Source organism: Spartinivicinus poritis, from assembly GCF_028858535.1.
Taxonomy (GTDB): Bacteria; Pseudomonadota; Gammaproteobacteria; order Pseudomonadales; family Zooshikellaceae; genus Spartinivicinus; species Spartinivicinus poritis.
In genome coordinates, this window is the sequence record NZ_JAPMOU010000002.1 from 229965 (window position 1) to 247980 (window position 18016).

At 41.9% G+C, this 18016-nt stretch carries 11 protein-coding genes; 4 read left to right on the forward strand and 7 right to left on the reverse strand.

Going from position 1 to position 18016, the window contains the following annotated elements; genetic code table 11:
• Positions 1-9: 9 nt before the first annotated feature.
• Entirely contained in the window at positions 10-1698 is a 1689-nt protein-coding gene (locus tag ORQ98_RS02535; RefSeq protein WP_274687207.1) for a pyridoxal-dependent decarboxylase, read from the reverse strand.
• Between the two features lie 605 nt (positions 1699-2303).
• Positions 2304-2678, reverse strand: coding sequence for a hypothetical protein (locus tag ORQ98_RS02540; protein ID WP_274687208.1), 375 nt, complete (start codon positions 2676-2678; stop codon positions 2304-2306).
• A 246-nt stretch (positions 2679-2924) separates the two neighbouring features.
• Between ORQ98_RS02540 and ORQ98_RS02545 the strand changes: the two genes are divergently transcribed.
• Positions 2925-3068, forward strand: coding sequence for a hypothetical protein (locus ORQ98_RS02545; RefSeq protein WP_274687209.1), 144 nt, complete (start codon positions 2925-2927; stop codon positions 3066-3068).
• On the opposite strand, the gene ORQ98_RS02550 is transcribed toward ORQ98_RS02545, so the two are convergent.
• From ORQ98_RS02550 to ORQ98_RS02570, 5 genes are all read right to left on the reverse strand, one after another.
• Complete coding sequence (locus ORQ98_RS02550; protein WP_274687210.1) at positions 3065-7450, reverse strand: coiled-coil domain-containing protein; 4386 nt, start codon at positions 7448-7450, stop codon at positions 3065-3067. The genes ORQ98_RS02545 and ORQ98_RS02550 overlap by 4 nt on opposite strands.
• A gap of 1 nt (position 7451) precedes the next feature.
• On the reverse strand, positions 7452-8282 hold the full coding sequence (locus ORQ98_RS02555; RefSeq protein ID WP_274687211.1) for a hypothetical protein: 831 nt from the start codon (positions 8280-8282) through the stop codon (positions 7452-7454).
• Between the two features lie 17 nt (positions 8283-8299).
• On the reverse strand, positions 8300-9850 hold the full coding sequence (locus ORQ98_RS02560) for a hypothetical protein (RefSeq protein ID WP_274687212.1): 1551 nt from the start codon (positions 9848-9850) through the stop codon (positions 8300-8302).
• Positions 9851-9952: 102 nt separating this feature from the next.
• Positions 9953-10282, reverse strand: coding sequence for an STAS domain-containing protein (locus tag ORQ98_RS02565; protein ID WP_274687213.1), 330 nt, complete (start codon positions 10280-10282; stop codon positions 9953-9955).
• 93 nt (positions 10283-10375) lie between these two features.
• A complete protein-coding gene (locus ORQ98_RS02570; protein WP_274687214.1) occupies positions 10376-11620 on the reverse strand; it encodes a hypothetical protein in 1245 nt (414 codons plus the stop codon).
• Between the two features lie 367 nt (positions 11621-11987).
• Here ORQ98_RS02570 and ORQ98_RS02575 point away from each other — a divergent pair, with 367 nt between their 5' ends.
• The 3 genes from ORQ98_RS02575 to ORQ98_RS02585 all read left to right on the forward strand — a co-directional run bounded on the left by ORQ98_RS02575 (position 11988) and on the right by ORQ98_RS02585 (position 17931).
• Complete coding sequence (locus tag ORQ98_RS02575) at positions 11988-13313, forward strand: efflux RND transporter periplasmic adaptor subunit (RefSeq protein ID WP_274687215.1); 1326 nt, start codon at positions 11988-11990, stop codon at positions 13311-13313.
• A 2-nt stretch (positions 13314-13315) separates the two neighbouring features.
• Positions 13316-16462, forward strand: coding sequence for an efflux RND transporter permease subunit (locus ORQ98_RS02580; protein ID WP_274687216.1), 3147 nt, complete (start codon positions 13316-13318; stop codon positions 16460-16462).
• A gap of 473 nt (positions 16463-16935) precedes the next feature.
• Positions 16936-17931 (forward strand): porin, encoded by a 996-nt coding sequence (locus tag ORQ98_RS02585; RefSeq protein ID WP_274687217.1) that lies wholly within the window; start codon positions 16936-16938, stop codon positions 17929-17931.
• The last annotated feature ends 85 nt before the right edge of the window (positions 17932-18016 follow it).

Sequence of the window (18016 nt, forward strand, 5' to 3'; positions counted from 1 at the left end):
ATCACTATATTAACGAATAGGGGCTATTAACTCTTGACCAGAAATACAACGAACACCTGTCTCAACTGCCTGTTCATATTGTGCAAAAGCAGTCATTATTTTTCCCGTTAATTTCTCTGCTTGTAACGCTGTTAAACCAGGTCTCATATTATAGCAAATAAAACCATGACCTAAATTTTCACCATAATTCATTCGAAAGTCTTTAATAATACTAATGCTTGGTACATCATCACCCGCGTTAGTTCGCTCAGTGATATAGCGGTAAAAATCTTCGTGAAGCTGGTGTGGCTCATACTGTTGAACAAGTGTAGTTGAGGGCTTAAGGCTAAAAATCACTTCCCAGCCTAAAGAATTGTCGTTTAATACTTTAGCATGTTGATAACGCCGTATACTCGCTTTAATTTGTTCTGCTGACGCCAATAACTGTGCCAAATAAGCTCTAAGCCCTTGTTTTCCTAACCGCTGTAAAGCAGTCCAAGCACTTGCTATTCCTGATGCAGGCCGAGAATTTTCAAGTGTATTATCAAATGCTCTGAGTTCACCATACTGTCGTTCTGTTACAGAACCATCATTTTCTGTACGGGTCGTTATAGCCAATGCTTTACTAATAAAAAAACTTGAAGCATAAGGACAAAGCGCATTTTTATGAAAGTCGACTCCAAACGAGTCAAACCTATGCATGCCTTGTAATTTATCTAATACCGACTGAATTTTTAACTGAATGTCTAGATGAATATTCATCTCCTGATAGATACTCGTCGGTGCTTGCATAAAACTGAACCACAACCAGCCAATGACACTATCCAGATGCAAATAAGGAAAATAATCCAGTTGATGGCTATCAACGACTTCCGTTACTGTATTATGGATCACTTGTGTGTTATCACAAAGAAAATCCAATGTAGTACCTCCACAAGCTATTATCGCAGCCACTCGTTTCCCTTGAGCAATTTGTGACTCAAATGCCGCTTTCAATTCATTTGCCTGCATGCCATCAGATGAATGAATGGGAACCCGAATACATTGTTGGCTTCCCAGCCCTACTAGACTGCACGTGTGTTCTAATGAATAGTGTGCCCCATCTGCAGTTAAAATGACTAAGTCATTTGGTATACCCTTTTGGTCAGCGTCAGGCGCTATTCGAGTGATAGCAGACTTAATAGCATAGAACAAGGTAATTTTCCCCCCATTACAAGATATGCCCGTAGCCTGATCCCACCCTACCAATTTCCCAATACTGCGTGCTACTTGTTGCTCGTAAAGTAATGCTTTGCCACCGTAAGTGTCCATAATGGCATTCACATTATAAAGTTGCATCAGGGATGCAGCGACAATGCTATCTAACATGGGGTTAGGTACCATATTAAATACTGCATGGGGGGATTGTGGTCTGATACTACCATCAACAATATTTGCTAAATTTTCCAGCACCTGTGCACTATTTTTACCTGTCTCACTAATCAAGTTTTTTTCTATTTTCTCTTCATAACAAAATGCTTTAACTGGAAATTTCGGTCCTTGAGCTTCCTTTGCTTGAATACACTGGTAGCCGTATTTTAATTTTTCAAAAAAATTATCAACATAACGGCCGCTATTGTGGAAAAACTCAGATTTAGGAAGCAGTTGGTCTGAGCTCTGTAAACTATTGGGCAGGTTTTTATTACTATCAAGTGTTACTTCTTCTAAATTAACATTCATGATTTACCTAATACTCACTCGCAAGGGTATACCAGTTTAGTCATGACATTTCATCAGCAAAATAGTTATGTGTAAATTTTTAGTAAATAAGCTGAACGACTGGTCAATGACACTAATGAAACAGTTGCTTTTTAAGCATATGAACGCTGATTTACCTTGCTTCAGGCTAATAGATGATTTTCATTTATTCTACAATTAGGAGTACTTAAGAATTAACTTAAGCATCTCTTAGTAATGTCTTACACACTTGATGCTATCAGAAAAGTTATTCCAGTATTTGTTGTATACGGGCTATTTTTTTTAACTTTATCATTGGTCTTACAATGGGTTTGCACGGTTACTTTGTGCAAACTATGACTTATACACTTTGTGATTTATAGTACATCAAAATCAAATGTGTATTTAAATTTTCGAGAGAGAAGAACAGTTTTCCAAAAATTATGCCTAACTATGAGTATGTAATTTTTCTGGTATTAACTTGCAAGAACTGATTTCAAATGTAATTCATAGCATCAATAAGACATAAATTATAAAAGGTACATACTCACAGCAAAGGCTATACGAAACTCAAAGTCATGATAATAAAAAAATAATATCTGCTGCGGTTAATGCCTCTTGCGGCCAACGTTTTGCTGCTGCATGTTCAAGATAGTTTCATTTTTAATGCGCTCCAACTCTGGGTTAGCCGGTTTGCTATCATCTCGAATGAGATACACTTTCTTAGGCAACCCTAACGTAGGGTCCCAGTTTTTACTTCCCTGTTTATGTAGTGGCTTTAATTTTTCTTCCTCAACCAAACAGGCTAAAACATTAAAAAGTTGCTTGGCTAATTTTATATCATCACCAAATACACCTAGATTTTGTCGGGACTGTTTAATAGGCTGGTAGAGTGCTTTTTCAACGTAAATAGTTTTATTTTTCGATTCAGCGAAAATGGCCAGTATTTGTTGTTTAATGGCCTGCTCGACGGATTGATCCATTGGTTACCGCATTCCTTTTTAAAAATTATCTTTTAATTCGCTCTCAGGTTGTCGTAAAAGTTCGTGGATATGGGGTAACAGGGTGATCTATCTTCTGTTTCCCATATCAGATACTGGGTTTATTTACACAACCCTTTCAAGGGGAGATATTAACTTTGAGTAGGTTTCCAAAAATCCCCCTCAATCCCCCTTTTTCAAAGGGGGAAGTTGGATTCCTCTCCACCTACGCTGTTCAGCTGGGGTTGGATGAACGATCCAGAACCTTATGAGGCATGGATGCCGATTAGAGCAGTGACCATCAAGGATGATGGGAATGCAGTTTATGCAAGGAGCATTCAACTGCCTGCGTGTTCTGTATCGTTTATGCAGCTCCTTTTTCCTTATATTTAAGCTGTTTCCACATGTTGCTCTATCACTTCCAACAACACATAAGGCGTGTTATCAACCTGCAACTGCCGGGCAGTTTTTCTAATTGCAACCCGGTGTTCGAAAATACTTAACGACTCCCGGTCATTAATTCCCGTTAAATACACACATTGAATCCCCATTGAGCGTGCTACTTTCAACTGAGCATCCAAAAAATCTGAGCGGTTACATACCCCTAGCGGATTATCAGCGATTAAGAAAGCAGGGATTCGTTCATCAGCACGATGACGCCGCTTTTGCCGCATTGCTGTTAATAAAGAATACAACAGTACCGCTGTAGTTAAAGCCTCACCACCTGACCCTAAGTCTTTACCTACCGGCTCATAATGGCGCCCAGTATCATCACATTTCAATAGATGGATACCGAATTTATCTTTAGCCATAGAAGCACGCAATAATCGATAAAGTAACTCAGCGCCTAATACATTACCCGCCGTAGGATTGACTTCAGGTAGGCGGCCATGTTCAATTAACTCTTCAAACCACCGCTCAATACTACTATGGAATACATCATAATTTTTGTTGAAATCTAATCGTGAACCTGCTTTCAATATGGGTTTACCCCCATAAATATACACATCTTCAGGAATAATCACCTTGGCCGCAGCCTGTAACTTTTGGTGATATTCCTTAGTATGTTGTAGCAAGGTGCCCACTAACGCTTTAACAAATTGTTCTGAGCGAGATAAATCCCCTTCAATATTCAAGGCAATTTGCTCAGCTTTATCTAACAGCTCTTCGCATTGATTGCCTAGAGAATTGGCGTCATGACGGGCTAACTCATCAACAATGGCCGGCAACTGTTGTTTGAGCTTTTCATCCTGTAATTTTGTCTGTAATTGCTCAAATGCATTACCCAGCTTATCACGACAATGCTTGACATAGTCTTCACGATTTTTTTGATTTTTAGCCAATTGTTTAACCAGCTCAGCCATGGTTTCTGCATTAGCTGCAGCTGATTCTGCATAAATCAAATCTGGCCATTCCGCTCTAGGAGACTCTTCATCCCATAACGGCTCATAGGCACTCACCGTCGCTTTAGCGACAGATAAGGTATTGGATAACTGTTGTATTTCAGCCAAACGTTTTTCAAACGGTGGTATTTGTTCACCTAAAATGTCGTAATTTTCTCGATTACTTTCTTCTTCATGGCGGAACCGATGTAACAATACATCCAGATCTTCGGCCAAAATTTCTTCTGAAGTAATACTCGGGGTTATTTTATTTTTTGCCTTAGCTCTTAACTGTTTTTGGCAACGTTTCAGGTCTTCCTCTTTTTTCTCTTTATTCGCTTTTTGTTCTGCTGCCTGTTCAATCAATGTTTCTAATTGTTTTGCCAACTGCTCTAACTGGTCATGACGATTGAGTTTACTTTGTGCCGCCCATTGCTCTGCTAATTGCTGATCAAACTGATGCTTATCTTGATAGTTTGCGAAGTCTGTTTTCGCTTCCTGTTTCGCCTTAGTTAATTCATTTAATTCGTTATTTAACGCCGTAATACCTAGCTCAGTAACTAACTGTCGTTGAGTTTCCTGAGCTTGATCATGCAATTGGCGTAATACACTGATGTCATGTTGTAATGCTTCTTGCTGATCTGGCTTGGATAAAGCGAGTTCTTCACTGATAGGTACATCATTTGCTAGTTGATCCAGGCGCTTTAACTCTGTTTGCTTAACCGACTGCTGCCCGGTTAATTCAACCACTTGCTGTTGCATGGTTTCAATGGTTTCACCCAGCTTATCCCACTCTTTATTTAAAACAATTTGCTGTTCTTGATGTTGCTGTAAAGCCTGTTGCCATTGAGCTAAATTTTTGTATTGAGTTAACCACTGAGTAATGGTGGTCAAATACTGTTGGTATTTATGTAACTGTTGTTGATACTGTTGTGCTTGCTGGGCAGTTGATTCTTGATCAGTAATCGTTTTTTCTCGTTGTTCCTTCAACACTTCTAACTGTTGCTGTAAGTGCTCAACGGTTTGGGTTTGACTTATCACTCGCTCATGCGCTGCCGCTACTGCTACTGTATCTGGAAATAGACTACGATAGTGGTTGAGTTGTTGCAGGGCGGCTTGCCAATGGACTAATTGCTGATTAATTGTGGCTGCTTCCGATATATTGGTTTGCAGTTGCTCATTTAGTCGGCTTTTTAACTGATTAATGTATTGTTCGCTGTAAATATTCGGGTCATTAGGGGTAACCACATAGTGTTCTGTCGCCTTAACCTCTGACAACCCTGTACAAGGTAGTGAAATAATAATGGGGCGGTTTAACCAATCGGGAATTTCCAACTGTTTTATTTTATCGATAATGTCCTGGTTAGCTGCAAAAATACCCGTAAACCGGCCAGGATCTCGCTGTAAAAACGCCGCTACCTGGTCTGGATCATCCTTGTAATAACTGGTTAAATAGTCTGGATATGCTTTTAACTGAACAGGCGTAAATCCATGTTCATCATAAAAATACTGCAAAAGCTGTTGCGTTTGTGAATCAACCGCTAACGACTTTAACTGTTCCCATTGTTTGAGCTCACTTTCCAATCGCCAGCGCGCTTCCTTTAATTCATCTATAGACTGGTGACGTCGATTAATCACCTCTTCCACTTTGCCCGTCAGTTCAGCACTAGTCGGTTCAAAGTGATGGTTACCCGTTAACGTAATAAGCTGCTCATTAGCTAACAATTGTTCTCGCAATTGTTCTGCTTGCTGCTGTTGCTGCTCTAATTGAGCAAGCAATTGCTCGGCTGCGGCCAGTTTTTGTTGTAACGGCAGCTGCTCGTTATCCTGCTTGCGTCGGGTTTGCTCTAGCTGATCTATTTTTAAACGATAATTTTCTAATTGTTCTTCTGTTTGTGCGACCAGTTCTGCCAGGCGATCTTGCGCCTGTGCAGGTGTTTCATTATTTTCAAGTGGTAAGGTTTGCTGGCTATTTTGAGCACTTTCCAGTTGAGTTATCAACCGAGTAATGGCTGCATTGTTTTGATCCTGCTGTTGGCGAGTGCTGTGTTGCTGTTGTTTTTGCTTATCAAGCTGCTGACTATACTGCTGCTGTCGGCTATTCAGGTTTTGTAAATCGGTTTGCAGCTGCTCCCGCTCATGGGTTATGCGCAAATGATATTGACAAGCCCGTCGGTTGATTTCCTCCCTCACCGGTGAAAGCTGATTATCCGCTTGCCGCAATGCTTGGAGTTTGGTTTGCTCTTTACTGGTTAATGCCTGAATTGAGGCAATATAATCCGCTGCATTAATTGCTTCCCTTTCTCCAATCACTGTTGCTTTTTGCTGTTCTTTAGCCTTCAACTGTTGGGTAATCGCATCATATTTCTGCTGCAACTGCGCCTCTTGAACAACCAGCTTATTTACGCTTGCTACTTCAGATTTATGCAATGCCTGTTGTTGTTCTTGCTTGAGCGTATTCAGCTGCTCAGAGGCTTGTTGACATTTTTCATCATTTTTTGCATAGGCTTTATTCAGTAAAAAGGCCGCCTCCGCTAATTGTGCCTGATTAGTATCAGCTTCATTTTTAGCCTGACGCCACTCAGCCGCTTTTTGATCAAAATCCTGCAACTGTTGCTGAATTTTTCTAACCGCAGTTAATTGCCGTTGTTTAACCGGGCGATCTTGCATTTTGGTAATGGATTGCTCTGTATTGGCTCGCAACTCTTGTGCTGCTTCCATATCTGCCACACAACCCAAGAAAAAGCTGATAAATTCCGCTTCAGTTTTAAACTTAAAGGCATCCTTTATGCCCCCTTCACTACGGGCAAAATCCACCTGACGGTTCATTAACCAAGGGTCTAGCCCCAGGTTTTCTAATTTTTCTTCCCACTCTTTTTGTGACTGGGTTTGTTGCACCCGTGGGCTTAAAAATTCCCGTACGGCTGTATAAGGCTGATCTTGCGCCAGCAGTTCATCCCATTGTTGCTTAAGTTGATCAAATAAATCTGGCTGATTGGCAATAAAAAAATAACGATCGACACGATCTGTCGCACTTTTATGGCGAAATAACAATTGCCCTAATACAATGTGTTCTTCAGGCTCTGCTTCAAATAAATTACTTTCACCTGTTGTCACCAAATCAACTGCCACCACCGCAGGGCGACCAGGAATTAAATACTGCTCCATGGTTTTATCACCACTGGATTGCAGATACTGAACAAAGCGACGTTTTTCCGGGCAAAAAACCCCTAATAAAAAGGATAATAACGTCGTTTTACAGGTACCATTGGCGGCAAATAACACACCGTGGTCAGGCCGCTCACCTTCCTTAAAAATAGGGAAATAACCATTTTTTAAAATATTACTGCCTGCCACAATATCACTGACAAAGAATTTACACAGCCGATACACCTTAGTTCACCTCTGTCTCTGGTTGTTCAGTTAATTGTGGAGATTCAGGCTCTTCGTCGGGCGCTGTTGCTGATGTTTTCAGCTGTGGGTCTTGCCCAGTTGCTACATTTCGAAAACTATGAAATGCATAAACAGCCGCTTGGCGTAATGCCGCTTGATAAGCTGGGGTGGGCCGATATTCAATGGCTTCTTCCTGATGATCCTCAAATGCCAGCAAATAATCGGTACTGACCAAATGTTCTAACACACGATTAATCAAAGCCAGCCAGCTGGCCCCTGCCCCTGCACGCTTACTGTCGGGGTTTTCTTCAGGTAATTCACGTATCCGCTGGGCAGCGGTCCGCACTTGCGGATCGAGAATATCATCTTCAGCAGGTAGCTTTTGTTCCTGGTCAGCAAACCGGCGGAGCACTTGAATAATGTCGTCCACCATCACGACCCCTAAATCTTCAACAGGGGCATCCAGGTCGGTTTCGTTAGGAAATAGCGCGGTGGCAATGGCGCAGTGCACACATAATAAATCAGCGGCTTTATTATCACTACGAGCTAGCATTTTGCCGTAGTCGGTTAATGTCGTAGCAAAAAAACTATTGGCATGGCGGGCTGACAAGCGTAAACCATCATTGGTAATGGTTAAAATTTGCAATTCCATCGCTTTTAAGCCAGCTTCCACCAACTGTTGAAAAGGTTCACTGGAGCGAAATTTCTGCAGCAATTCAGTCATTTCTTCCATATATTGACTCAATGCTCGTCTATTGCCATTGCTGTAAATCAGGCTTAAATAAATCAGTCGGTTGGCTTGATGAAAGCTTTCTTCGTCAAAGTATGTCATGGAACTGTCCTAAAAACTTAAGCCTGGTCAGTAGCGATTGCAAGAGAGCTAGGATGGGTGCTGCTCAACAACAGCTCATGACCACGATATAAACGACCATCAGGCAACAGCAGCCTTACATGCTGATCAGCTTGAGGCTCTATTTGCAGGTGGTATTTTTCTGCCAGCCGGTGATCGACGACACATTGAAAAACCTGCATAGCCATAGCAATTGGCAGTAATGACTGGAGTTCATCTGTTAAAGGAGTAGGTGGTGCCGCGGCTTGGGTGAGTAGTTGGCTTAATAACACTGGCTCACCGGCCACAGTATTAAATAATAGCTTGAGTGCTTCGCCCATTAGCGCATCGTTCAGCTCTGGCTGGAAATACTCAATTAGCTCAGCTGCTGCTTCTTCCACTTGCTGATAGATGTCACCTGATGCATTTTGCCGCTCCAGCGCCCGATCAATAGCATCAATCATTGACCCAGGATCAAATAAAGGTTGACGTAGAGGAGGATCAAATCGGGCAATAAACTCGACCCCAACAGCTGCTGCCTGTGCTTCCGGAGTAGCAAACAGCCGTCGGGTAATAGTATCCATAGCAGGCATGATTCCGATGGAACGGCGCCGGAACAGTTTATGGCTATGATCACTAAAGTCATCTGGCAATTTTTGTAGTTGATTGACCAGCTTCATTTGCTGGATATTTAATTGCTCCAGATTTTCTGCCAGTTGTTGAAGCTTATAACGAAGCTCCTCCTCATCGCTGTTTTTATCCAGGTTATCCAACACTAAGTGATGTAACCGGCCACTTTCCTGCTGAATCTGAGTAGCTTGATCAGCGCCTTCATCAGCGAGCTGATGAATATGCCGAAAATCCACGGCTTGAATATTGCGCTCAATACTCCGACGAACATCACGTACTTCATTCGCCTTACGTAAACACTGCTTACGGTTTTGCTCCGTCGCTGTAAGGGCATCATCCACCTTACCCCGTTCAATAAGTAGCTTAATACGTAAGTTGCCGATGGCTGCAGCATCTAAAGCACTGCTTTCATGAAGCCCAAAGTAAGCTACATAGCCTTCATCAGTGAGGGCAAAAAACGACTCCTTGCCCTGCCCCGTATAAACCGCTTTAATCAGCCAGAATTTGCGGGTATGGAACTGATGTTGTGCACCATCATAAAAGCGATAAGAAAACGGCAGATAGCGATTATCTCGATTAACTAAGTGGTCAAACACTTTTCCTAGCAGGTGTTCCAGTGCATGGGGTTGCGCCTGAATCTGTTGTGCCTGGAGTTGAGCTTCAGCTAAAGGAAACAAGTGCTGTAAAATTTCAGTGCGGCTGGCCCCCACCTGATACTCGGTTAACTCTGCAATGATGTCTAGGGTGGCAAAAGCAAGCCACATTAAATCGACATGCTCCAGTAAGTTGGGCTCATTATCCAGCCCTACTTGCCGATAAATACGGGCGGGTAGCTCATAGATCGGTCGCATTATCAGGCTGGAACGAACCGCTTTGGTCACATCCGTTGCCAAGGTACGGCTGCTTGTGCCTTCCTCAAGAATTGTTTCAAATGCTGTCACACTACGACGCCCTTAACCTTTCAATCAACCAGGGTCGTCTATTCTAGTGTGCTGCTGGCTAATGGCAACTTTTTTATAGGCAGGTAGTTAATAAGAGGTGCTTTATGAGCACTGTTGGTGGGTAATATATGACTCAATATCATCATAGATTTGTAATAAGTGATTGGCATGAAGCACTGACAATAACCTTAAAAAATCACCAGTTACATTAACCAACGCCATATCTTTTCCTTTCTGCCGCTGTTTTTCTTGTAGATTCATTAGCCAGCGGAAACCTGTTACATCAATATAGTCCGTTAAATGACAATCTAATACTACATCAGCTGCGCTGTCTGCTATATCTTGGCCTAAAAGACGAATCGTACTATTGTCAATACTGGAGGGCGCTTTAAAAATCCGTGCATTTAAATGGTTATAAGTCAGTAAGGGCATGATAGTGACCATCCTTTTGCCATAACTTTCCTCTTGTATTAAATTATAGAAGAATGTACAGCGGCTGATGTTAATTAAGTATGTTAATACTATTTAGTATTGCTGTAATGCTTTTTCAACATCAATACCAAACGTAATGGCTCCACTCACCCGGCCAGTCTTAGGGTCTGCAACCGACAAACTCACTTGAGATTGAAAATGCTGACTAGACTCATCAAATTGGATTTCATCAATAAAAATAGCATCTTTACCAATCAATACCGTATTTTTATATTTATTTTCATCGCCTTGCCAATAGTCTGAGGTAATATCACTTTGCCCTACGTTAAGACCTTTAATATCCATTACAAAAATTTCAGCAAATAAGCCATTGGATGTTTTTTTTACCTCTTGTAAATAAAGCGATAATTTATTAGCCAGCACAGAGTTTATAAGCGGCTGCTCTTTCTGTTTCAGCTCATCAAGCCACTGCTGGTCTAAAGTAAGTTCCTGCTGCAACGTTAACATTCGATGCTTAGCATTTTGCTCTGCTAAAGCCGTTAATACGACTGATTGGTTAGCAATAGCCCTTAAGCGGCTATTGGCTAGCTGCAATAATAATAAGCGATCTTGGTTGGTTAATTTAATTTGTTGAAGTGTACACGGCCCTACAGCTTGATTAAATCGTTTGAGAAAACCGGGGGTTCTCTTAATGAATGCATTGGAAAAATACATGCCTAAAGGCGTAAATTTGGTAAAAATTGATTGGTAGTTACTTTCTATGCCTGATTTAATCAATTCTCGATGAAAAATTTGACTATTCGCTAGCACGACCTCTACTCTCCCCCGCTCTAGCTGACTAATAAGCAGGTCTAATGAGCGTGCTTTTGAAGCAATTTTATAACCGCGCCTCTCCAGCCAAATAGCCTCATTGGAATCACTTAGCACACCAATTAAAGCATGTCGAAAACTATTTCGTTGTTGTTTAGGGTGTAATTTCCGGTGAAAAAACCACGACCATTTTTCTAGAATTAATGGCGCTGATAAGGTCGCAAATAAATTAATATTACTGTCTTCAGCAACCGCAAAATAGCCATGAGCTTGCTCTGTTTCAACCTCTTTAATCGCACGATTCCAAGGCATAAGCTTAATATTGTAACGTTTATCGAGTGAATTAAAGACACACTTAACAGATTCAACTGCCTCACCAGTTAATACCTTATCTACTTTAACCTGATAAGGAGGAGCAATATGGGTGCGCAGTTCCACTTGAACCCTATCACGAGCACTATTGCTACTACTGACCATTAATCCAAGTGCAACTAATATCAGTCTTTTCCTCCATCTTACTTCCAACATAACATCAACCATTTATTCACAGAGATGCATCATATTAAGCATAGCTGGTGTTTTCAGCTCTGTGAGCGTTTACTTAAAAGTGCGCTGTTATATAGCCAAGATGGATGATTTTTATGGACGTTCGTCAAATAATGACATCCACGCTAATAATTCAGTTGGATAGGGTTTGTAATAGGTTTTGCCGACCTTATCAATTTCCTGTTATTGTAGTCCCCATTTTTATTCATCTATTTATCCAGCGAGATTGCTGTAGGACAATTAGTAGTAGCGGTGTCTTTACCTCATTTGCAGAAAGGCTCTTTCAATATACTACTTGGATTTGAATCAAGTCATTTCAGCCAGCAATTTCAACTAGGAGTATTTTGTTATGAATTGGCTGAAGGTCCTCACCCCAATTGGCATATTAACTGGTGCCCTGATTCTCAACTGGCAACTCAGCAACACTGAGCAAGCACCTAAGAGCGCGGCTAAACCCACTGCTAAGCTCCCAGTAGAAACCCAGTCGGTTAACCCGACCCAAATCCAATTTACCATTACCAGTCAAGGAGCGGTTCAACCTCGTACAGAAACCACTTTAGTTTCCCAGGTCTCAGGTAAAGTGATTGCTATTGCCCCTGCATTTGTCAGTGGTGGTACTTTCAAGGCTGGTGACACCTTGTTAAAAATTGATCCTCTTGACTACCAGGTTGCTGTTGAACAGGCCAAAGCTCAATTAGCCCAAGCCAAAGCTAAATTAATAGAAGAACAAGGCAAAGCTACCACCGCTAAAAAAGATTGGTTAAGAGAAGGAAGGCACTTAAAGCAAGCCAGTGATTTAGTACTGCGTAAGCCTTATATAATAGAAGCACAGGCTGCGGTTAAAGCAGCCCAAGCAGACTTAACAAAAGCGAAGCATTATCTGACACAAACCACTATTCATGCCCCCTATGATGGCATGGTGAAAACCAAGCAAGTCGATGTTGGACAGTTTGTCAGCGCCAGCAATCCTTTAGGGGTTATTTTTGCCACTGATTATGCTGAAGTTCGCTTACCCATTAAGCGCAGTGATTTAGCTTTTTTGCAATTGCCAGCGTTTGGTCACTCTCAAGATACTGGCCCAGCCGTGACTTTAAGTGTCTGGAATGCCCCCTCACCCGCAACCTGGCAAGCCCGAATCACCCGCCAGGAAGGCGTGATCGATGAAAAAACCCGGATGCATTACTTAGTTGCTCGCATTGCAGACCCCTATGGACTACAGAAAAATAGTGAAACCAGTAAACAAACACCGTTGCATTTAGGTACCTTTGTTAAAGCCGCAATTACTGGAGTGACGATGAATAATCTAACTCCAATACCACGACACTTGCTACGTAAAAACCAGCAGCTACTAGTTGTTGATAAGGACAATACACTACAACTTCGTAAGGTAACCGTAGTAAGAGAAGGTGAGACATTAGCGTACTTGCAAACTGGTTTAAAAACCGGTGATCAACTTTGTCTAACAGCAATCCCCTCACCTATAAACGGCGCAGCAGTTGTTGTACAAAATAATGTTGAGTCGTCAGCCGCTAAAAAACAAGCCGTTGCCCAATACAATGAAAAAAACAATATCCAAGCCAGTGCTAAACAACCCTCTCATGAACAACCCTCTCGTGCGGATAAATCACCCGACTCTCAAACACCACCTGCTAATGATACGCCAAGTGAGGGGTGATTATGCTGTCAAATACACCCCATAAGAAAGGCATCATCGGTTGGTTTGCTGCGAATTCGGTAGCAGCTAATTTGTTAATGTTATTTCTCATTGCATTGGGAATTGGCTCAGCCTTTACTATCAAAAAGCAGATGTTTCCTGACATCAAGCTGGACACTGTTGTGGTGTCGATTAATTACCCTGGTGCATCTCCAAGCGAGGTTGCCCAGAGTGTTACCCTGAGAGTGGAGTCTGCTGTTCGAACCATTGCAGGTATCAAAAAAATGGACGCTCGGGTCGAACAAGGTTATACCGTTGTTACTTTGGATATTGAAAAAGGCTTTGATATTAATGAAAAACTTGATGAGGTACGGACAGCAGTAGACAGTATTACCAGTTTTCCCAAAGCCGTTGAAAAACCGGCTATTCGTAAAGTTACCCCAAAAAATAGGGTAATTTGGGTGGCCCTCTATGGTGATGTTAGCTATTCCACTTTGCATCAAATCAGCCTCGATGTCAGAGACGAAATTCAAGCGTTACCGGAAGTGAGCAAAGCGAATATTTTTGGAGCTCGCAGTGCTGAAATTGCGATTGAAATCACTGAAACCCAGTTGCAAACCTATGGTTTAACCTTTGCTGAAGTAGCGGATGCCATTCGCAATAGTTCAGTGGATATTGCTGGCGGTGCGATCAAAACCAAAAATGGCAAAATTCAGTTACGTGCTGAAGGCCAGGCACAAACTGAAGTGGAATTTCGAAACATTATCATTCGTGCTAACCAAGATGGCTCACTACTTCGTTTAGGGGATATTGCGACTGTCACTGATGACTATGAAGATACTGGGATTTTTTCTCGGTTTAACCAAAAGATGTCGATTGGACTATCTGTAGAAGCGGCTGGCGACAATGAAATCGCCTCTTCTGCTGCGGTAAAAGAATACATAACCCAAAAACAAGCATCTTTACCCGACACCTTGCGTATTGATTACTGGGGAGATACTTCATTCTATCTACAAGGGCGCCTCAATATGATGCTGGAAAATATGGGCGTTGGTGCACTGCTGGTCTTTCTCGTGCTCACCCTGTTTTTACGTATTCGTGTTGCCTTTTGGGTCGTGCTGGGTATTCCTATCAGCTTTTTAGGTGCAATCTGGCTGATGCCCATTGGTCCATTTCCCGTTTTTATTAATATTGTTAGCTTGTTTGCATTTATCCTAGTGCTAGGAGTGGTAGTTGATGATGCGATTATTATTGGCGAAAGTGCTTATAGCGAAATAGTCAACAGTGGTCATAGCCATCAAAGTGTGGTGGCAGGTGTTCACCGGGTAGTGGTACCAGCCACATTTGGAGTACTGACTACCATGGCAGCCTTTGCCCCCATTTTAACCGTAGGTGGTACAGCTGCGCCTTTTTTTGAGTCCATTGCCGTCGTTGTAATGCTTTGTTTATTTTTCTCGCTAGTTGAATCTAAGCTGATTTTGCCTGCCCATTTAGTGCATATGAAATATGCGCCTAGTCATCAAACGTGGCTGACTCGCTTACAAGACTGGTTTGATGGCAAACTACAAGGGTTTATCCAGCGTTATTATCAGCCCTGGTTAACTAAAGCCTTAGCGCATCGATATACAACAATTGCCATTTTTATCGGCATGCTCATTATTACTGTGGGTATGCTGCAAGGGGGGATTGTTCGCTTTATATTTTTCCCCAATGTTCCTTCCGATTTTATTGAAGTAGCCTTAACCATGAACGAAGGCACCTCCAATGAAGCGCGCAATAAAACACTACAACAGATTGAGCAGGCTCTAGCTACCATTGATCAAGACTATGCTCAAGCGAATTCAAGCCAGCACCTGGTCAAACACATGCTCACCTATACTGACGATGAGCAGCAAGGCGATGTCGTTGTAGAGCTGACTAAATCAGAAACACGACAGTTAGATGCAAATGCCATCACTGAACAGTGGCGACAAGCGGTTGGCACATTACCTGGCGTCAAACAGCTGAATTTTGATTCCAGCACTAATGCCGGTGGTGGTGCGCCTGTTTTTTATCAACTCGCCAGCCGAAATGAGACTGAATTAACCAGTGCGGTCAATGAATTTAAAGCGCATTTAACCAATTATGATGGTGTATTTGATATTGAAAGCAGCTATAGCTCTCCGCAGCCTGATTATGTGTTAAATCTGCTACCAGAGGCCAGAGCCTATCAGTTGAAATTAGCGGATATTGGTGGCCAGCTTCGACAGGGGGTGCATGGGGAAGAAGTGCAAAAATTCCAGCGTGGTACATCAGAAGTCACTGTGGTATTACGTTATCCTAAAGCAGAGCGTTCTCATTTAGGTGATTTGGCTAACTTTAAGGCCCGGGTTGATGGCAGCAACAGCATGCCACTTAATCAGGCGGTTAACTGGACGGAGCAAGCAGCTCCTGCATCTATTCGGCGCTTAAATGGTAAAAATGTGGTGACAATTAGTGCTGATATTGACCCTGGCAAAATTGAACCGCAAACGGTCATTAAGACGCTGGAAGAAAGTTATATTCCCCAACTAAAAACCCGTTACCCTTCGCTATCAACTGAGCTAGAGGGAGCCAGTCTGGAAGAACAGCAAACCAAGCAAAAGATGGTTACAGCAGCTTTATTTGCTTTGCTGTTAATTTATGCCTTAATTGCCATACCGCTTAAGTCGTATAGCCAGCCGCTGTTAATAATGGCCATAATTCCATTTGGTCTAATTGGCGCAGTCGCTGGCCACTGGTTATTTGATTTATCCCTAAGCATGATGTCAATTTATGGGTTAATTGCGTTAGCAGGTGTATTGGTTAACGACAGTTTAATTTTGGTGGACTTTATTAACCAGTCGCTCAAGCAGGGAGAAACCGTATCCGAGGCCATTTTAAAATCAGGTAAATCTCGCTTCAGGGCGATTATGTTGACTTCAGTTACAACCTTTTTAGGGTTAGCGCCTATTATCTTAGAGCAAAGTTTACAAGCCCAAATTGTGATACCCATGGCAGTGGCCCTGGGCTTTGGAATTTTGTTTGCAACGGTAATCACCTTATTTTTAATTCCTGCTTTATATGGCATTTTTATTGATATTCAACAACTGCTGAGCAAATTCAGCAAAAAAAGTAACGACTTACTTAACCAAAAACCCTCAATAACTTAACGACGCCCAAAAAAATGCTCCTCATCAGTTAAATCATATTTAATGACGAGGAGCAGTAGTTTATCATCGAATTTATAAAAATTATGATAGCCAAGATAAAGTGTACTTTACCCTTTCAATTACCAAATCTATAATGACTGCAACTGTCGGTGAAACAGGAATTTAATTTTTACTGACTATGATTGTGCTTTTCATTGCTATTCTATAGAGTGACATCCTGTCAGGCAGTACCGCAGAATAGGTTAGTCCAATCAATAATATAGCCAAAGCGTAGGGTTTTTAGGGGATGCCGTCGAGTGATAAGATCCAGCCAGCATTCTTTTGTTAATTAAGGATGCTGTCGTAAGTCTTGCAGTAGCAGACTTACCCCTATGAGTTTATGTACTTATAAATGATTAGGGTGAAGACAACAAACCATAAAAATAATTCGCGAAGGGTATAAATAAAGGGAATTAGACCATCAGGAGGGATCGATGAAATCCACCAAGCTAGTATCGCTTGTATCTTTTGCCGTTGTCGCAAGCGTTGCTTCCAACTCAATTTTTGCAGCCAGCCATGGTAAAGATGACGATATCGAGCTTTATGGCGAGATAGAAATTCGTTCACTCGACCGTGAAACCACAGACCTTGACACTATTGTCGATAAAGCCCGGATAGGCTTTAAAGGTGCTCATAAACTTAATATGAGCGGGGTAAAAGGCCGGTGGCAAATAGAATTCAATTTACCATCTGATAATGATCCAGCGAATGACTCTACTGATGACGGTGACGTTGGGTTACGGAAAGCAAATGTGGGGCTACAAGGAGACTTTGGTGAAGTTATTTTTGGCCGACAAAATAATATTCTTGCCGATACAAAAGTTATAGATACCTTTAAAAATGATTCAGGTGTATTTTTATTTGCCCCTGATCGGCTAGGGAATGCTATGACTTATGTAACTCCTAATATGGGAGGGTTTCATGGTTATGTACAAGTTGCTACTGATGCTGACCCAGAAGAAAATGATGTAGATGCGACTGTATGGGGGGCCAACTACTCTGATGATACCTTCTATTTTGGTATTTCCCGTTATGATGAAGATGATGACTATATAGGTGCAGAAAGAGACGTTACTTCGTTAGGGGCTAAAGCTTCATTTGGTGATTTTAGTGTATTTGGCACGCTGCAAGATGAAGACCATACCAATACACTGGTCTATGGGGTAGGTATTGGCTTGACTATGAACGATTGGACCTTTAAAACCGCCCTCTATGGCTTCGACTCTGACGATGATGGTCGTTTTGGCGCAGCGGATGGCAGCGATGATGAAGGCAGAGCATTATTCTTCCTTGCCGACTATGCACTAGGTCATGGCATTTCTACTTTTGCTCAGTATGTCTATTATGATGAAGATGCTGAAGATGAAGGCTTTGGTGGAAGTGTTTTCTCTGTGGGGATTGCAGCAGAGATTAGTAGAACCTTAATGTAAGGTATTGACAACCCTTACTTAAACATTGGCAGCACTCATAATGTATGTTGATTAAGTGCTGCCAATAAAGCGTTTTATATTGTCA